This window comes from Pseudomonas sp. GCM10022186 (genome assembly GCF_042656385.1).
In the GTDB taxonomy this organism is placed as follows: domain Bacteria; phylum Pseudomonadota; class Gammaproteobacteria; order Pseudomonadales; family Pseudomonadaceae; genus Metapseudomonas.
Genome location: NZ_JBHSOU010000009.1, coordinates 34917 through 52223 on the forward strand (window position 1 = coordinate 34917; position 17307 = coordinate 52223).

Here is a 17307-nt window from a genome sequence, read left to right on the forward strand (position 1 = left end):
TCATGGTGGTGGTGGTCATCCTCGGCATCCTCGCCGCCCTGGTGGTGCCGCAGGTGATGAACCGGCCCGACCAGGCCAAGGTCACGGTGGCCAAGGGTGACATCAAGGCCATCGGCGCCGCGCTGGACATGTACAAGCTCGACAACTTCGCCTATCCCAGCACCCAGCAAGGCCTGGAGGCCCTGGTGAGCCGCCCGTCCGGCAACCCGCCGGCGAAGAACTGGAACAAGGACGGCTACCTGAAGAAGCTGCCGGTGGACCCCTGGGGCAACCCCTACCAGTACCTGTCGCCTGGCAGCAAGGGCACCTACGACCTCTATTCTCTCGGGGCCGACGGCAAGGAAGGCGGCAGCGACAACGACGCCGACATCGCCAACTGGGACAACTGATGGAACGCAGGCGGCAGGGCGGCGTCGACCGGGCACCTGGCGCCTTCGCATGCGCGGGCTTCACCCTGATCGAAGTACTGGTGGTCATGGTGATCATCGGCTGCCTTGCCGGGCTGGCGGTGATCAGCTCCGGTATCGCCGGCCCCTCCCGCGAACTGCGCAGTGAAGCCGACCGCCTGGCCGGCCTGATCGGCGTGCTGGCCGACGAGGCCGTGCTGGACAACCGCGAGTATGGCCTGCGCCTGGAGCGTGACGGCTATCAGGTGTACTTCTACGACGAAACCGGCGGCCGCTGGCAGGCGCTGTCCGATGGCGCGCGCCAGTTGCCGGAATGGGCCGAGCTGAGCTTCGAGCTGGAAGGCGAGCCGCTGGTGCTGCCGGCGCCCGCCAGGGACGAGCAGCAGTCCAAGGATGCCCGGCCGCCGCTGCCGCAACTGATCATCCTCTCCAGTGGCGAACTCAGCCCCTTCCGCCTGGAACTGGGCGAACGGCGCAAGGACGGGCTGCGCCTGCAGCTCTCCAGCGATGGCTTCCGCCTGCCCAGGGTGGACACCCTGGGCGGCAAGGGGCGCGCCGGATGAGGGCTTGCCGTGGCTTCACCCTGATCGAAGTGCTGGTGGCCCTGGCGATCTTCGCCGTGGTCGCTGCCAGCGTGCTCACCGCCAGCGCGCGCAGCCTGCAGATCGCCTCGCGGCTGGAAGACAAGACTCTGGCGATGTGGATTGCCGACAACCGCCTGACCGATCTCCAGTTGCGCGAGACGCCGCCGGGCAACGGCCGCGACCAGGGTGAGCTGGACTACGGCGGGCGGCGCTGGGAGTGGCAGAGCCAGGTCGAGGGCACCAGTGACCCGGCGCTGCGGCGGGTCACCCTCTGGGTGGTGCCCAAACCCCTTCGCGGCGTCGGTGGCAAGCTGGAGGAACGCGCCACCGTGCGTCTGGTGGGCTTTCTCGAGGGCGCGCCATGAAGCGCGCAGCCGGATTCACCCTGCTGGAACTGCTGATCGCCATCGCCATCTTCGCGCTGCTGGCCATAGGGGCCTGGCGCATGCTTGGCGCGGTGCTCGACAGCGATGAAGCGACCCGCGCCCAGGAGCAGCAGCTGCGCGAACTGGTGCGCGCCATCTCCGCTTTCGAGCGGGATATCCGTCAGGTCATCGCACGGCCGGTCCGGGATGCCTATGGCGAACCACGCGCCGCGTTGCTGGGCGAACGCCAGGGCGACGACGATGCCCTCGAACTCACCCGCGGCGGCTGGCGCAATCCCACCGGCGCCCAGCGCTCGCGCTTGCAACGGGTGCGCTGGCAACTCTCCGGCGAACGCCTGGAGCGGCGTTACTGGACCGTGCTGGACCAGGCCCAGGACAGTCTGCCGCAGGTGCAGGACGCGCTGGAGGGCGTCATGGCCCTGAGGCTGCGCTACATGGACGACAATGGCGGCTGGCAGGACAGCTGGCCAGCTGCCGGCCTGCCCGAGGACGAGCGCCTGGAACGCCTGCCGCGCGCGCTGGAGCTGACCCTGGAACATCGTCGCTATGGCGAGCTGCGCCGGGTGCTGCGCCTGGTGGATACGCCGCCCCGGCAACCTCCGCAGGCGGGCGCGGACCAGCCCGATGGCGAGCCCGAAACCCCGCCGGCCAATGGCGAGGAGCAGGCGCAATGAGGCGGCAGGCGGGGGTTGCGCTGCTCACGGTGCTGCTGGTGGTGGCGGTGGTGACGGTGGTTTGCGCCGGCTTGATCGCCCGCACCCAACTGGCCATCCGTTCAAGTGGCAATGAACTGCACACCCGCCAGGTGGCCCAGTACGCCTTCGGCGGCGAAGCCCTCGCAGAAGCGATACTCGTCCGCGACCTGCGCCAGGGTGACCCGCGCACGCCAGTGGATCACCTGGGGGAAGCCTGGGCGCAACCGCTGAGCACCTTCACGCTCGACGATGGCGGTTCCCTCAGTGTGCGCATCGAGGACCCCAGCGGCCGCTTCAACCTCAACAGCCTGGTGCGCGATGGCCAGTTGAACGAGCAGGGCATCCGCCAGTTCCGCCGCCTCCTGCTGCGCCTGGGGATAGCGGCGCCCTATACCGAGCGCCTGGTGGACTGGCTCGACCCCGACCAGGAACCCTTCGGCCCCAACGGCGCCGAGGACAACCAGTATCTGTTGCTGCAGCCGCCATACCGCACGGCCAATCACGCCATGAGCGATGTTTCCGAGTTGCGCCTGGTGTTAGGCATGACGGAGCTGGATTATCGCAAGCTGCTGCCCTTCGTCACCGTGCTGCCGCCGGATGCCACGCTCAACGTCAATACCGCCAATGCCCTGGTGCTCTCTACCCTGGCGGACAACCTCGATGCCGATAGTGGCGGGCTGCTGGCGGCGGCACGCGGCGCCACCGGCTTCCGCAGCCTGGACGCCTTCCTCGGCCAGCCGGCTCTGGCCGGGATGGGGCTGGAGGCCCAGGGGTTGGCGGTCGGCAGCCAGTATTTCCAGGTGATCAGCGAAGTGCGTCTCGCCGGTCGCCGCCAGGTTCTGCTCAGTACCCTGCAGCGCGGAAGCGACGGCAAGGTGCGGGTTCTCTCTCGCGATCTCGGGCAGGGCGGCTTGCCGCCGGCGCCCGTCAAGGAGCCGCAGTCATGACACAGGCTTGCATCTTCCTCCCGGTGGCCGCCTGCAACCAGCTGGACGCCGAACTGGAGGTGGTGCTCTGGCAGGGCGGTAGCAGCCGCCAATTGCCGTTCGCCAGGGCCCTGGAAGAGGTGGCGCCGCCCTGGCGCCTGGTCCTGCCGGTAGAGGCGGCGACCTGTTGCGCCGTCCGCCTGCCGACCCAGAAGGGCCGCTGGTTGCGCCAGGCGCTGCCCTTTGCGGTGGAGGAGCTGCTGGCCGAGGATGTGGAAGCGTTCCATCTGGGCCTGGGGGCCGGCCTGGCCGATGGCCGCCATCGGGTGTTCGCCGTGCGGCGCAACTGGCTGGCGGGCTGGCTGGAACTGGCCGGCAAGCTCGGTCCGGCGCCCGCTGCCATTCAGATCGACGCGGACCTGTTGCCGGAGCAGGGCAGCCAGTTGCTCTGGCTGGACCAGCGCTGGCTGCTGGGGGGCGAGGGCAGCGTCCGGCTCGCCTTCGAGGAGCAGGACTGGCCATACCTGCGCGAGTCCTGTCCGTTGCCGCGCGGCGGCCATGCACCGGGCCCGCGGCAGGTCCTGGAGGGGGTGGACGACTGGCGCGAGGAAAGCGACCCCTACGGCTGGCTGGCCGCGCAGAAGGGCAGCGACCTGGCCCAGGGCGAATTCGCCCTCAAGGACGAGCGTCAGCGCTGGTCACGCTGGAAACCGCTGCTGGGCCTGGTGGGGCTCTGGCTGGTGCTGCAGTGGGGCTTCAACCTGGTCCAGGCCTGGCAGTTGCAGCGCCAGGGCGATACCTACGCCGAGGCCAATACCGCCCTCTATCGCGAACTCTTCCCCGAGGACAACAAGCTGGTGAATTTGCGCGCGCAGTTCGACCAGCACCTGGCCGAGGGCTCGGGCGCTGGCCAGAGCCGCATGCTGGCGCTGCTTGGCCAGGCCGCCCAGGCGCTGATCGCCGAAGGTGCCCAGGTGCGCGTGCAGCAACTGGACTTCAGCGAGGCCCGCGGCGACCTCGCGTTGCAGGTGCAGGCTCCGGGCTTCGAAGCCCTGGAACGGCTGCGCGAGCGACTGATCGGTGGCGGTTTGTCGGTACAGATGGGGTCGGCCAGTCGCGATGACAGCGGCGTCAGTGCACGACTGGTGATAGGAGGATGAAGATGCTCGACTCAGTCAGGGCGCCGCTGCAGGCGCAATGGCAGGCCTCTGCCCTTGGCGCGCGCTGGCGGGCGTTGCCGCAACGGGATCGCGTCGCCCTGGCGGGGCTGGGCCTGTTCCTCGTTCTCGTGCTGCTCTACCTGCTGCTCTGGCTGCCCGCCGAGCGCAGGCTGGCCAGCGCCCGCGAACATTTCGAGACCCAGCGCGGCCTGCACAGCTACCTGCAGGTCCATGCGCCCAGGGCGCGGGCGATGCAGAGTCGACCGCAGGGGCAGGTGGACCCGGAGCGGCTGCAGGGGCTGGTCACTGCCACTGCCGCCGCGCAGGGGCTGGCCGTCGAACGCATCGACAGCGACGCGCCGGGGGCGGTGCAGGTCAACCTGCAGCCGGCGGCCTTTCCCAACCTGCTGCGCTGGTTCGGCGTGCTGGAAGGGCAGGGGGTGCGTATCGACGAAGCCGGGCTGGACCGCAACGAGGACGGCCGGGTGACGGCGCGGGTGTCCCTCAAGGTGGGGGGCTGAGTTCGCCTCGAACTGGTGCGGGCGTCCCAAGCTGGTGCGTCCACCCAGGGCAGTCCAGGCGACTTGCCTGAAGGAAAATTCCATACAGGGTATTGACTTAGCCAAGGCCTCTGCGTAAATTGCGCGCCTCGCAAGGCGATGGGTGGTTAGCTCAGCCGGGAGAGCATCTGCCTTACAAGCAGAGGGTCGGCGGTTCGATCCCGTCACCACCCACCAAATCTTGTGAGATATACGGACGCAAGTCCGGCCGACGCGCAGCGGTAGTTCAGTCGGTTAGAATACCGGCCTGTCACGCCGGGGGTCGCGGGTTCGAGTCCCGTCCGCTGCGCCATATTATCCATGTTCGAGATACTCGGGCATGAGGCGGCAGAAGCATCGATGCTGCTGCGCCAGAAGCAAGTTCGTTGTACCGGACGCAAGTCCAAGCCGACACGCAGCGGTAGTTCAGTCGGTTAGAATACCGGCCTGTCACGCCGGGGGTCGCGGGTTCGAGTCCCGTCCGCTGCGCCATACAGAGAAGCCCTCAGGTAGCGATACCTGGGGGCTTTTTCTTTTGCCTGATCTCCAGGGCCGATCGTAGGGTGCGCCGTGCGCACCAGGCAGTCCGTGCGGGAGTTCCGGTGCGCGTAGCGCACCCTGCAAGGCGTCACTCCTTCCTTGCCCCTTCCTGGGGTCATTTTCCCGTCACCTGGAATCCTTAGCCTGTTGGCATGGTCTTTGTCTACATGACCGGTATCGACACCAGGAGGAACCATCGATGGACGATTACCAGGAAGAGATTCTCGATTTCCACGCCGCCGAGCAGGACTCGGAGGAGCCCGCCGAGGACGCCACCGAGATGTGATCAGCCGGCCTGGCGCTGGGCGCGGCGGAATTCGCCCGGGGTGCTGCCACTCCAGCGCTTGAAGGCGCGCTGGAAGGCTTCGGCCGAAGCGAAGCCGAGCAGATAGGCGATTTCGCCGAAGGCCAGTTCGGTATCGCGGATATAGGCCATGGCCAGGTCGCGGCGGGTCTCATTGAGGATCGCGCGGAATTGCGTGCCTTCTTCGGCCAGTTTGCGACGCAGGGTCCAGCTGGGCATCTGCAGGCGCGCGGCCACTTCTTCCAGATCCGGTTCCCGCCCGTGCAGCAGCGGTCCCAGCAACTGGGTGATGCGCTCGCGCAGGCTGCGGGTGCGCGTCAGTTGCTGCAGTTCCCGTTCACAGATATCCAGCAATTGCCTCCAGGTGCTCGGGCAGTGCTCGCGGCCGCGCAGCGCCAGGGTATCCAGCGCCAGGCGCAACTGGTTGGCGCCGGCCTCGAACTCCACCGGGCAACCGAAATGTTCGGCATAGCGTTCGGCGTAGTCCGGCGCCGGGAATTCGATTTCCACCTTCTCCACGCGAATGCCGGCGCCGGCCAACTGGCTCAGGTGGCTTTGCCAGCCCGCCAGCACCGAATCCACCACGAAGCGGTTGTAGGCGTTGTACGGGCTGATGGAATAGAAGCGCAGCCAGGCGCCCTTGCTGTCTTCGTGAAAGCTCGACTGGCCGCGGTAATTGCTGGCGTAGAGGCGTTCGAAGCGGGTCAGTGCGCGGGCGGCCTCCCGTAGGTTCGGCGCCTGGGCTGCGCAGACGCCCGCCAGGCCCAATTGGCTCAGCCGGCTGAGACGCCCCATGGACAGGCCCAGGGCCGGATCGCCGCTCTGCTGGATCGCCGCATGGCCGAGGCGCATGTAGCGCGGAATCGACAGGCGTGCCTGGGGTTCGTTGACGCGTGCGGCATCCAGGCCGAAGCGTTCCAGCAGTTCCACGGGGGATTGCCCGGCCTGTTCCAGGGCCGCCGCCAGGCTGTGGACGAAGCCCACGGAAAGGTCGCCCAGCTTGATGCGTTGCGGCTTCATCGTGCGCCCAGCCAGGCGTTCAGCAGGTGGCTGCCCGGCGCCTGGCTGGCCTGCGGTGCGTCGACCGGGGTGAGTTGGCTGCCGGCCGGGGCGTTGTGCAGCGGCCAGAGGCGACCGCGCAGGAAGAGCGATTCGCTCGCACTGGATTGGCCGTCGCTCAGGGTTACCCGGCTCTGCGGATAGCCAGGGCTCCAACTGCGGGTGATGGTCACCAGGCCGCCGGCGGTCTGCAGGCTCTGCCGGGATTCACCGCGCGCGCTCTGCGGCCAGGGCTGGCTGAAGGGTTCGCCCAGCAGCAGGCCGTCCGGGGAGAAGGCCAGGGCCAGGTTGTAGAGATTGCCGTGGCCACTGCGCAGCTTGCCGTCCTTGAAGTAGGGCGAGGGCAGCAGGATGGAGCCCGCGAGGATGGTCACGCGGTATTCGCTGGCCAGGCGGCTGAAGAGTTTCTGGTAGTCCCGGGCCATGCGCCGCGCCTTGGCACGTAGCAGGGCTTCCTCGAGGTCCTGGCCCTGGAGGAACAGGCGGCCGAGCAGAGTCGGATGGCTGAGGGTCAGCAGCCGGCCACCCTCGGCGAAGGAGCGGGCCTGGTAGAGCTTGTACTTTTCGTCCTTCAGCAGCAGCCAGGTGCCGATGTGGTCGGGCAGGGCCACCACGGTTTGCTCGTTCAGCAACCCCTTGGCCCGAGCCTGGTCCAGGGCCGCGGCCAGCTTCATGCGCAACAGGTCGGGGTCGCGGTAGTCGCTGGGGTAGAGCGCCGGACGGATCGCCAGCAGGTTGCCGCTGCTGCCCGCCGTTCCGACATCGCTGGCCAGGCTGGCACGCAGGTCGGACAGGTAGTGGGCGCGTGGCCGCTCGCCAGTCCAGACCCCATAGGCGGTCAGGCAGCTCACCAGGATGGCGACGATCAGGGGCGTCAGCAGTTTGCGCATGGAATGTCCGGGCCGGGGGAATGCCGATCAGGGTAGGGGACGCACCGTCGATTGCCAAGGGCGGCTGTCAGTTTGGATCAGTAACTTGTCACTTCTGATCATTGAGCCGGCTGAGTGCGCTCTTTATCGTCTGCCCCATAACCGACTCCACCCCTCAGGGCGGAGCATTTCGTGAATAGCACCGCCTGTTGTGGAGGAACCATGACCGCAGCCCGTTACCCGCATCTGCTGGCCCCGCTCGACCTGGGCTTCACCACCCTGAAGAACCGCACCCTGATGGGTTCCATGCACACCGGCCTGGAAGAGAAGCCCAACGGATTCGAGCGCATGGCCGCCTACTTCGCCGAGCGCGCCCGCGGCGGTGTCGGCCTGATGGTCACCGGTGGCATCGGCCCGAACGCCGAAGGCGGTGTGTATGCGGGGGCGGCCAAGCTGACCACCGTGGAAGAGGCCGAGAAGCACCGCGTCGTCACCCGCGCGGTGCATGAGGCGGGCGGCAAGATCTGCATGCAGATCCTCCACGCCGGCCGTTACGCCTACAACCCCAAACAGGTGGCGCCCTCGGCCATCCAGGCGCCGATCAACCCCTTCAAGCCCAATGAGCTGGATGAGGCGGGCATCGAGAAGCAGATCCAGGACTTCGTCACCTGCTCGCAGCTGGCCCAGCAGGCCGAGTACGACGGCGTCGAGATCATGGGTTCGGAGGGCTACTTCATCAACCAGTTCCTCGCCGCCCATACCAACCAGCGCACCGACCGCTGGGGCGGCAGTTACGAGAACCGCATGCGCCTGGCGGTGGAGATCGTCCGCCGCGTGCGTGAGGCGGTGGGCCCGAATTTCATCATCATCTTCCGCCTGTCCATGCTCGACCTGGTGGAAGGCGGCAGCACCTGGGACGAGATCGTCACCCTGGCCAAGGCCATCGAGGCGGCCGGCGCCACCATTATCAACACCGGCATCGGCTGGCACGAGGCGCGCATCCCCACCATCGCCACCAAGGTGCCGCGCGCGGCCTTCACCAAGGTCACCGCCAAGCTCAAGGGCGAGGTGAAGATCCCGCTGATCACCACCAACCGCATCAACACCCCGGAAGTGGCCGAGCAGGTCCTGGCCGAAGGCGACGCCGACATGGTTTCCATGGCGCGCCCCTTCCTGGCCGACCCGGACTTCGTCAACAAGGCCGCCGAGGGCCGCAGTGACGAGATCAACACGTGCATCGGCTGCAACCAGGCCTGCCTCGACCACACCTTCGGCGGCAAGCTGACCAGCTGCCTGGTCAACCCCCGTGCCTGCCACGAGACCGAGCTGAACTACATCCCGGTCGCCCGGGCGAAGAAGATCGCCGTGGTCGGTGCCGGCCCGGCGGGCCTGGCGGCCGCCACGGTCGCCGCCGAGCGTGGCCATAGCGTGACCCTGTTCGACGCCGCCGCCGAGATCGGCGGCCAGTTCAACGTGGCCAAGCGCGTGCCGGGCAAGGAGGAGTTCTTCGAAACCCTGCGCTACTTCAAGCGCAAGCTGGAGACCACCGGCGTCGACCTGCGCCTCAACACCCGCGTTTCCGCCGACGACCTGGCCAAGGGCGGCTTCGACGAGATCATCCTCGCCACCGGTATCGCCCCGCGCACTCCGGAAATCCCCGGCATCGACCACCCGAAGGTGATCGGTTACCTGGACGCCATCCTCGAGCGCAAGCCGGTAGGGCAGAGCGTGGCGGTGATCGGCGCCGGCGGCATCGGCTTCGACGTGTCCGAGTTCATCACCCACAGGGGTGAATCCACCAGCCTCAGCCGCGACGCCTTCTGGAAGGAGTGGGGTATCGATGGCGCACTGGAGGCCCGTGGCGGCATCGCCGGCATCCAGGCCCGCCCCCATGCGCCGGCGCGCCAGGTGTTCCTGCTGCAGCGCAAGAAGTCCAAGGTGGGCGACGGTCTGGGCAAGACCACCGGCTGGATCCATCGCACCGGCCTGAAGAACAAGCGGGTGCAGATGCTCAATTCGGTGGAGTACCTCAAGGTGGATGACGCCGGCCTGCATATCCGCATCGCCGAAGGCGAGCCGCAGGTGCTGGCGGTGGACACCGTGATCGTCTGTGCCGGCCAGGATCCGCTGCGTGAGCTGCACCAGGGCCTGGTGGACGCCGGCCAGAGCGTGCACCTGATCGGCGGTGCCGATGTGGCCGCCGAGCTGGACGCCAAGCGTGCCATCAACCAGGGCTCGCGCCTGGCCGCGGAGCTCTGATACGGTCCGCCGCCCGGCCAGGCGCCGGGCGGCGGTACCGCGATTCCAACCACGTCACATTTTCGCCTTGCCGCTGGTCCGACTGGCCCCGCTGGTGGGCGACTGCCAACCCAGTCACATTGCTCGGCGGCTATTATCCCCTAGACTTTTCTAAAGTCCGGATCAGTGTGTGCGGTCGAAATCCGCCCACCGCCAACCCCCCGACAACGCCCGCCGCGATTCGCCGCGTAGAGCCAGAGGTAGAGCGATGAGCATGCTGAAGAAGCCGCAACAGGTGGAAGCCGTCGTGTTCTTCAACGACCGCGGCATTTGCAAGCAGATGCTCTACTCGGAGTTCGAAGCCATCCTCGATGGCGTAGTGGGTCTGCCGGAGTTCTCCGACTGCCAGATGCGTCTGGCCTACGTGATGATCAACCCGCGCCTGCAGGTGCGTGCGGTGGTCTTCTTCTACCTCGATTTCGACGAAGACGGCCGCGCCGACACCGGCTGGAACCTGCCCCTGCGGCAATTGGCCGAACGTGCGGGGCGTGGCCCCGACCTCGGTGCCGGCCCGATCCGCCTGGCCTGCCGCAGCCAGTGCCCGGTGTCCTGGCAGCAGATGCACCTCTGGGATCCTAGCCTCAACGCCGATTGCAACGATCTGACGCTGCTGCGGGACGCCATCAAGGGCAACAACCTCGGCATCCTGATAGAGGAGGAGGTGCCCCAGGTGCTGGACGCCGAGCGGCTGCAGGTGGCCCAGGAGGACAGCTGGTACGCGCCGCCGGAAATCACCAAGGAAATGGCCGAGCAACTGGCGGAAAAGATGGAGAGGGAGCATCGCCTGAAGACGGCCCAGCTGGTTCGCCAGCAGCGCCTGCGACTCAGCTCCCTCAGCCAGCAGAACGAAGAGGCCATGGCGCGGGTGCGCCAGGCTGCCGACCAGAGCAATTCGGCGTTGCAGGAACAGATCCGCGCCCTGCAGCAGGCCCTGCGCCAGCAGGAGGAGGCCAATGCCGCCCTGCAGGAGCAGCTCGCCACTGTGTCGGAACGGCATCAGGCCGACCGCGAGGAAATGAGTCTGCAGCTGCGAGCCCTGGAGCGTCATGGGCGCACCGAGGCGGACATTCTCCGTGCACAGTTCGAAGGCGAACTCCAGACGCGGGTTGTCGCCGCCGTGGCCGAGTATCGCGAGCAGCTCGCCATTCGCGATGTCGAACTGGCCTACCGCGATCAGGTGGATGCCCAGTTGCAGGGCGAGATCAGCCGGCTGCGCCAGGAATGCGAGGCCCTGGAGGGGCAGTCCGGACCGCAACTGCTGGAAGATCTGGCGCAATTGGGCGTGGTATTCGTGGTCTACCATCCCGGCGCCGGCCACCTGACCATTCCGCTTGCCGACATAGCCCGCTACCAGGAAAACCCCCTGGCCTACGCCGCCGCCAAGTGCTTCGTGTCCGAAGTCCAGTACCGCCAGTGGCTGGCCCACTACCAGCAGCCCACCTGCGAGGCCAGCCTGGCCAACGGTGAGCGCTGCAGCATGCCCATCGACCGGGTCGAGGCACCCAGCCGCTTCGTGGTCGGGGAGTCCAACTGCTGCCCCCGGCACCGTGCGGGAGGACGTTTGCGCACCGCTGGTTGACCGGCAAGCTGGCGTGCACCTGATTTATCCTTGCGACCCTTCGATCGGACGCCAACGGACCCGACCTTGCCCCTGACCCCGCCTGACTGGACCCCCTGCGCCGCGCTCGAACCCCTGTACCTGCCCTGGCTGACCGCCGCCGGGCTGGAGCTCGCCGTATTGCGCCTGGATGCCCTCGACCCCCTGGTGTCGGGCAACAAGTGGTTCAAGCTGGCGCCCTATCTCGCGCAGGCCGCCAGCGAGGGTGCCGAGGGGATCATGAGTCTCGGCGGCGCCCATTCCAATCACCTGCACGCCCTGGCCGCGGCAGGCATGCGTTTCGGCTTTCCCACGGTCGGCCTGCTGCGCGGAGAGCCCGTGGATTCCCCGACGGTGCGCGACCTCCAGCGCTTCGGCATGGCCCTGCACTGGCTGGGCTACGGCGGTTATCGCGCCCGCCATCAGCCGGGCTTCTGGGAACCCTGGCGACAACGCTATCCGCGCTTGCTGCCCGTGCCCGAGGGCGCTGGCGGCCTGCCGGGGGCGGAAGGCTGCGCGGAACTGGTGGGGATGGTCCGCCGGCAACTCGCCGGTCTTGGCTGGGACGACTATCACAGCCTCTGGACCGCCGCCGGCACCGGCACCACCCTGGCGGGCCTGGTGCTGGGGGAGGACGGTCGGCACCCGGTGATGGGCGCCCTGGCGGTGCCGCCGGACCACGGCGTTGCCGAACAGGTTAGGACCCTACTCGCGAAGGCCGGCCGCGCGGACCGTGGATACCGCTTGATCGATGCCAGCCGTGGCGGCTTTGCCCGGCTGGACGCCGAACTCGCGCGCTTTCTCCTGGATAGCGAACAACAGGGCGGCCTGGCCCTCGAGCCCCTCTATACCGCCAAGGCCCTGCTGGCCATCCGGGATGAAGCACGGGCCGGCCGCATCCCCGCGGGCAGCCGGCTGGTGCTGCTGCATACCGGCGGCCTGCAGGGGCGCCGGGCAATGCAGGCCAGCCTGATGCAACTGGCCGGCTACACTGACCAGGCAGTGGAAGTACAAGGATGACTCCATGGGCGAACCCCTCAAACCCCAGCAGTTGCGTAGCCTGGTTCCGCTGAACGCGTTGTCCGAGGAGCAGTGGCGTGAACTGCGCCCGCAGCTGCTGCCACAGCCGCTGCTGGCTGGCCAGTTGCTGTTTCGCCGCGGCGACCAGGCGCGCCTGACCTTCTACCTACTGTCCGGTGAACTGCTCCTGCGCGACGCCGAGGGCGTCGAGAGCCGCCTGGAGGCCGGCAGCGAAACCAGTTGCCACCCGATCTCCCCCAGCCTGCCGCGCCTGCACGAAGCCAGGGCCCTGCGCGATTGCGCGCTGCTGGCCATCGATAGCGCCACCCTCGCGCACCAGCTGACCTGGCGCTCCGCCCACCAGGATCTGTTGCTGGAACTGGCGCAGGAGGAGGGGCACGACTGGCTCGAGTCCCTGCTGGCCAGCCCGCTGCTGGGCAGGGTGCCGCCGGCCAACGTGCGCAGCATGCTGGAGCGCCTGCAGCGGGTGGAGTTTGCGGCGGGCAGTCAGGTCGTGAACGAAGGGGAGGCGGGCGACTGCTGCTATTTCCTGCAATCCGGCCGCGCCGAGGTGATTCGAGGTGGCGGCAGCGATCGGCAACTGCTCGCCGAACTGGAGGTGGGTGCCTGCTTCGGCGAGGAGGCGCTGCTCGGGGATTGCGCGCGCAACGCCAGCGTGACCCTGCTGGAGGACAGCGTGTTGCAGCGCCTGGACCGGGCCGACTTCCTCGAACTGCTCAAGGCGCCGGTGGTGGACCAGGTCGGCCTGGGCGAAGCGGTGCGCCTGCTGGGCAACGGCGGCCAGTGGCTCGACGTGCGCCTGCAGGAGGAGTACGAGCGCGCCCATGCGCCCCAGGCGCTGAACATGCCGTTGCATCTGTTGCGTCTCAAGGCCCGTCTGCTGGACCGGGGCACGACCTATCTCTGTTACTGCGACAGCGGCAAGCGCAGTGCCAGCGCGGTATTCCTGCTCTCCCAGCTGGGCTACCGCGCCTATGCGCTGCGCGACGGCCTGGATGCCCTGCCGGCCGTGCAGCGGGACGCACTGGTCAGCGAGGCCGGTGCCGGCTACCTGGTGCGTTCTGGAGGCCGGATCGAACGCAGCCGCTGAGGCACCGGCCACGGCAAGGAGCGCTCGGGCCTAGCCCTGCAACGGCTCCAGCGGCCAGCGATCGCTGACCAGGAACGCCCGTTCGGCCTCCTTCCAGCGTCCATTCCCGTCTGGTGCCAGGCGCACCAGCAGGCGCGCGGGGCTGTCCGGCGCCAGCTGTTCGCGCCATTGGCCGAAGCGTTCCGCACTCCAGTGCTCGTCGGCCTCGCAGGCCGCCGGGGCGAGCCATGACTGTCGGGGTAGCGGTTGCCAGCTGCCGTTGGCGGCCTGGCCGAGGAAATCGTCCAGTTCGTTGTGCCGCAACCAGAGGCCCCGCAGGTGCGCCGGGTTGGCGCCCTGGGGCGCCGTGCAGTTGCCGGGCCAGGGGTAGAAGAGATAGCCGCCCAGCCAGAGTTCGGCGCTGGCCGGCTGGGCGTCCAACTGGTCCAGCACCTGGCGGCTCTCCGGGCTGGCGGACAGCGGCAGCTGGTGCTGGCTGAGGTGTTCCAGCTTGCGGTCGAGGCGGTCGTGGCTGCCGGGCCCGAGCCACTCCGAAGGATTGCTGCCATCGCCGTGGCGCGGTCCCAGGTAGAGCTTGATCGCCAGCTCCAGGTGGTGGACGCCTTCGGCATCGCGCAGCAGCAGGTCGAGCTCGCCGAGGGTCTGCCCGGCGATGCGGATCGGCAGGTTAGCCGCCAGCAGATCCACATCCGGCGCCTGGTCCAGGGCGAACTGCCAGAGGCGCTCGTAGTAGAGGCCGAGGCGGCGGTTGGAACCCTGTGCGAGCCACCGTTCGAGGGGCTCGGGTTGCAGGTCGAGACGGCGCAACCAGTCCGCCAGGCGCTCGGGATGGCTGGCCCAGCCGCTGGCGCTCAAGGGGTGGCGCTGGCGCCACGGCGGCTGGCTGAGCAGCGGCGGCGACAGGAGGGCCCACGCCAGGTCGCGCACACCGGGGTGGCGCAATTGGCGGGGCAGGTCGGTCAGCGATTCGAAGGCTTGCATCTTGCGAGCATAGCCGACGGCGGTTTGCCGCTGTCCGTCGCTATCCCCCATAATTCCGCCATTCCTCTCCCTGCTATGCCGTCCTGGAGCCCCATGGAGCAATTCCGCAATATCGGCATCATCGGTCGCCTGGGCAGTTCCCATGTGCTCGACACCATCCGCCGCCTGAAGAGATTCCTGCTGGACCGCCATCTGCACGTGATCCTCGAGGACACCATCGCCGAAGTGCTGCCCGGCCACGGCCTGCAGACCTCTTCGCGGAAGATCCTCGGCGAGGTCTGCGACCTGGTGATCGTGGTCGGCGGCGACGGCAGCATGCTGGGTGCCGCGCGTGCCCTGGCACGGCACAACGTGCCAGTGCTGGGAATCAACCGCGGCAGCCTGGGCTTTCTCACCGATATCCGCCCCGACGAGCTCGAGGTGAAGGTGGCCGAGGTGCTGGACGGCCAGTACAGCGTCGAGAGCCGCTTCCTGCTGGAGGCCGAGGTACGACGCCATGGCGAGGCCATCGGCCAGGGCGATGCGCTCAACGATGTGGTGCTGCATCCCGGCAAGTCGACGCGGATGATCGAGTTCGAACTGCATATCGACGGCCAGTTCGTCTGCAGCCAGAAGGCCGACGGCCTGATCATCGCCACGCCCACCGGCTCCACGGCGTACGCCCTGTCCGCAGGTGGGCCGATCATGCATCCCAAGCTCGATGCCATAGTCGTCGTGCCCATGTACCCGCATACCCTGTCCAGCCGGCCCATAGTCGTCGACAGCACCAGCGAGCTGAAGATAGTGGTTTCGCCCAACCTGCAGATCTACCCGCTGGTTTCCTGCGACGGACAGAACCATTTCACCTGCGCCCCCGGCGACACCATCACGGTGTCCAAGAAACCGCAGAAGTTGCGTCTGATCCACCCCCTGGACCACAACTACTACGAGGTCTGCCGGACCAAGCTGGGCTGGGGCAGCCGACTCGGCGGAGGCGACTGATGAGCCTCGATCCCGCCCGTGGCTACGACCTGATCGGCGACGTCCACGGCTGCGCGCATACCCTCGAGCGCCTGCTCGATCGCCTGGGTTACCGCAAGCATGGCGACGTCTGGCAGCATCCGCAGCGCATGGCGCTGTTCCTCGGTGACATCATCGACCGCGGTCCGCGCATCCGCGAGGCGCTGCATCTGGTCCACGCCATGGTGGAAGCCGGCCAGGCCCGGTGCATCATGGGCAACCACGAGTTCAATGCCCTGGGCTGGAGCACCCCCGCGCCGCCCGGCAGCGGGCGCCACTTCGTCCGCGAGCACACGCCGCGCCATGCCCGGTTGATCAAGGAAACCCTGGAACAGTTCGAAGGCCATCCGGCGGACTGGCGGGATTTCCTCGGCTGGTTCTATGAGCTGCCGCTGTTCCTCGACGGGGGCCACTTCCGCATGGTCCACGCCTGCTGGGACGGCGAGCTGATCGACGCCCTGCGCGACATGCATCCCGATGGGCGGATCAACGAGGCGTTCCTCAAGGCTGCGGCCGACCCGTCCAGCTTCGCCTGCCGGGTTTTCGACCGCCTGCTGCGCGGCACCGACCTGCCTCTGCCGGGTGGCATGACCCTGACCGGCAGCGACGGCTTCACCCGTTCGGTGTTCCGCACCAAGTTCTGGGCCGAAGACCCGCAGACGTACGGCGACGTGGTGTTCCAGCCCGATGCCCTGCCCGAGCAGGTAGCCAGCGCGCCCCTGTCCAAGGCGCACAAGTCGCGCCTGCTCAGCTATGGCCCGCAGGAGCCCATTCTCTTCGTTGGCCACTACTGGCGGCGCGGCCGTCCGGCGCCGATCCGCGGCAACCTGGCTTGCCTGGACTACAGCGCGGTGATGTACGGCAAGCTGGTTGCCTACCGGCTCGACCAGGAAAACCGGCTGGACCCGGACAAGTTCGTCTGGGTCGACGTGGAACGCCCCGAGGAGTCCCGATGAGTCCCGTTGAAGTACTGCGCCTGCCGCTGACCGTGGACCTCTCCGGCTTCATTGCCCTGCTGCAGCGGCTCGAAGTGCCCTATAGGGTCAGCGAAGAGTCCGGCGAGCAGGTGCTCTGGGTGCCCGGTCCGCAACTGGCCGAGCAGGTGCGCGGGCTCTACCAGCGCTTCCCCGACGGCGACCCGAATTTCCAGCTGCAGCAGGAGACGCCCCGGGAGGCTCCGCGCGCCGGCTTCCTGGACCAGCTCAAGGACAGCCGCATCACCAGCCTGGTGCTCTTGGTGACCCTGGTGGTGGCCGCGCTCACCAACCTGGGGGACAACTTTTCGGTCATTCGCTGGCTGAGTTTCCAGGACTTCCAGATCGAAGGCGATTACATCTATTTCTCGCCCTTGGCCGAGGGCCTGGAGGCAGGGCAGTGGTGGCGGCTGGTAACGCCCATGCTGATCCACTTCGGCATCCTCCACCTGGCGATGAATGGCATGTGGTTCTGGGAGCTGGGGCGGCGCATCGAGTCGCGCCAGGGCGGGCCCATGCTGCTGGTGCTGACCCTGGGCTTCAGCCTGGTGTCGGATTTCGCCCAGTATTTCAGTAGCGGGGCTTCGCTGTTCGGCGGGCTCTCCGGGGTGCTCTACGGCCTGCTCGGCCACTGCTGGGTGTTCCAGCGCCTGGCACCGTGCCCGGCCTACCGGCTGCCGTCGGGGGTGATGGCGATGATGCTGATCTGGCTGCTGGTGTGCCTGTCGGGGCTGATTACGGCCCTGGGGTTCGGCGCCATCGCCAATGGCGCCCATGTCGGTGGCCTGGTGGCGGGTTGCACCACTGGACTGATTGGGGGTGCCCTATCCCGTCTGCGCCGCTAGAATGCGCAGCTTG

At 67.8% G+C, this 17307-nt stretch carries 17 protein-coding genes and 3 tRNA genes; 17 read left to right on the forward strand and 3 right to left on the reverse strand.

Annotation, left to right across the window (positions count from 1 at the left end; translation table 11 throughout):
• Positions 1-2: 2 nt before the first annotated feature.
• The 10 genes from gspG (at position 3) to ACFPU0_RS06020 (ending at position 5189) form a co-directional block, all read left to right on the forward strand.
• Entirely contained in the window at positions 3-389 is a 387-nt protein-coding gene (gene gspG / locus ACFPU0_RS05975; RefSeq protein ID WP_377692005.1) for a type II secretion system major pseudopilin GspG, read from the forward strand.
• Complete coding sequence (gene gspH / locus ACFPU0_RS05980; protein ID WP_377691887.1) at positions 389-970, forward strand: type II secretion system minor pseudopilin GspH; 582 nt, start codon at positions 389-391, stop codon at positions 968-970. Before gspG ends, gspH begins: the two co-directional genes overlap by 1 nt.
• Positions 967-1356 (forward strand): type II secretion system minor pseudopilin GspI, encoded by a 390-nt coding sequence (gene gspI, locus ACFPU0_RS05985; protein ID WP_377691888.1) that lies wholly within the window; start codon positions 967-969, stop codon positions 1354-1356. Before gspH ends, gspI begins: the two co-directional genes overlap by 4 nt.
• The gene (gene gspJ / locus ACFPU0_RS05990; protein WP_377691889.1) at positions 1353-2051 is read left to right on the forward strand and encodes a type II secretion system minor pseudopilin GspJ; all 699 of its coding nucleotides are present in this window, start codon (positions 1353-1355) and stop codon (positions 2049-2051) included. The genes gspI and gspJ overlap by 4 nt, the downstream gene beginning before the upstream one ends.
• Positions 2048-3019 carry a type II secretion system minor pseudopilin GspK gene (gspK, locus tag ACFPU0_RS05995; RefSeq protein ID WP_377691890.1) on the forward strand — a complete coding sequence of 324 codons (972 nt, stop codon included), beginning with the start codon at positions 2048-2050 and terminating at the stop codon, positions 3017-3019. Before gspJ ends, gspK begins: the two co-directional genes overlap by 4 nt.
• Positions 3016-4158 (forward strand): type II secretion system protein GspL, encoded by a 1143-nt coding sequence (gene gspL / locus ACFPU0_RS06000; protein ID WP_377691892.1) that lies wholly within the window; start codon positions 3016-3018, stop codon positions 4156-4158. Before gspK ends, gspL begins: the two co-directional genes overlap by 4 nt.
• A gap of 2 nt (positions 4159-4160) precedes the next feature.
• Positions 4161-4679, forward strand: coding sequence for a type II secretion system protein M (locus tag ACFPU0_RS06005; protein ID WP_377691893.1), 519 nt, complete (start codon positions 4161-4163; stop codon positions 4677-4679).
• A 140-nt stretch (positions 4680-4819) separates the two neighbouring features.
• Positions 4820-4895: transfer RNA gene (locus tag ACFPU0_RS06010), tRNA-Val, on the forward strand.
• 38 nt (positions 4896-4933) lie between these two features.
• Positions 4934-5010, forward strand: a tRNA-Asp gene (locus ACFPU0_RS06015).
• Positions 5011-5112: 102 nt separating this feature from the next.
• Positions 5113-5189 (forward strand) — tRNA-Asp (locus tag ACFPU0_RS06020).
• Positions 5190-5523: 334 nt separating this feature from the next.
• Here the strand turns inward: ACFPU0_RS06020 and ACFPU0_RS06025 are convergent.
• Entirely contained in the window at positions 5524-6561 is a 1038-nt protein-coding gene (locus ACFPU0_RS06025) for an AraC family transcriptional regulator (protein WP_377691895.1), read from the reverse strand.
• A complete protein-coding gene (locus ACFPU0_RS06030) occupies positions 6558-7490 on the reverse strand; it encodes a hydrolase (RefSeq protein ID WP_377691897.1) in 933 nt (310 codons plus the stop codon). Before ACFPU0_RS06030 ends, ACFPU0_RS06025 begins: the two co-directional genes overlap by 4 nt.
• A gap of 201 nt (positions 7491-7691) precedes the next feature.
• On the opposite strand from ACFPU0_RS06030, the gene ACFPU0_RS06035 reads away from it, so the two are divergent.
• The 4 genes from ACFPU0_RS06035 to ACFPU0_RS06050 all read left to right on the forward strand — a co-directional run bounded on the left by ACFPU0_RS06035 (position 7692) and on the right by ACFPU0_RS06050 (position 13495).
• Complete coding sequence (locus ACFPU0_RS06035; protein ID WP_377691898.1) at positions 7692-9728, forward strand: FAD-dependent oxidoreductase; 2037 nt, start codon at positions 7692-7694, stop codon at positions 9726-9728.
• A 247-nt stretch (positions 9729-9975) separates the two neighbouring features.
• Positions 9976-11346, forward strand: coding sequence for a chromosome partitioning protein ParA (locus ACFPU0_RS06040; RefSeq protein WP_377691900.1), 1371 nt, complete (start codon positions 9976-9978; stop codon positions 11344-11346).
• A 66-nt stretch (positions 11347-11412) separates the two neighbouring features.
• The gene (locus ACFPU0_RS06045) at positions 11413-12384 is read left to right on the forward strand and encodes a 1-aminocyclopropane-1-carboxylate deaminase/D-cysteine desulfhydrase (RefSeq protein ID WP_377691901.1); all 972 of its coding nucleotides are present in this window, start codon (positions 11413-11415) and stop codon (positions 12382-12384) included.
• Positions 12385-12388: 4 nt separating this feature from the next.
• Positions 12389-13495, forward strand: coding sequence for a cyclic nucleotide-binding domain-containing protein (locus ACFPU0_RS06050; RefSeq protein WP_377691902.1), 1107 nt, complete (start codon positions 12389-12391; stop codon positions 13493-13495).
• Between the two features lie 30 nt (positions 13496-13525).
• Here ACFPU0_RS06050 and ACFPU0_RS06055 read toward each other — a convergent pair whose 3' ends face one another.
• Entirely contained in the window at positions 13526-14476 is a 951-nt protein-coding gene (locus ACFPU0_RS06055; protein ID WP_377691903.1) for a DUF1853 family protein, read from the reverse strand.
• Between the two features lie 93 nt (positions 14477-14569).
• Here ACFPU0_RS06055 and ACFPU0_RS06060 point away from each other — a divergent pair, with 93 nt between their 5' ends.
• The 3 genes from ACFPU0_RS06060 to ACFPU0_RS06070 are packed head-to-tail and all read left to right on the forward strand — an operon-like array spanning position 14570 to position 17294.
• Positions 14570-15457 carry an NAD(+) kinase gene (locus tag ACFPU0_RS06060; RefSeq protein WP_377691904.1) on the forward strand — a complete coding sequence of 296 codons (888 nt, stop codon included), beginning with the start codon at positions 14570-14572 and terminating at the stop codon, positions 15455-15457.
• A complete protein-coding gene (locus tag ACFPU0_RS06065) occupies positions 15457-16431 on the forward strand; it encodes a metallophosphoesterase (protein WP_377691906.1) in 975 nt (324 codons plus the stop codon). Before ACFPU0_RS06060 ends, ACFPU0_RS06065 begins: the two co-directional genes overlap by 1 nt.
• On the forward strand, positions 16428-17294 hold the full coding sequence (locus ACFPU0_RS06070) for a rhomboid family intramembrane serine protease (RefSeq protein WP_377691907.1): 867 nt from the start codon (positions 16428-16430) through the stop codon (positions 17292-17294). The genes ACFPU0_RS06065 and ACFPU0_RS06070 overlap by 4 nt, the downstream gene beginning before the upstream one ends.
• The last annotated feature ends 13 nt before the right edge of the window (positions 17295-17307 follow it).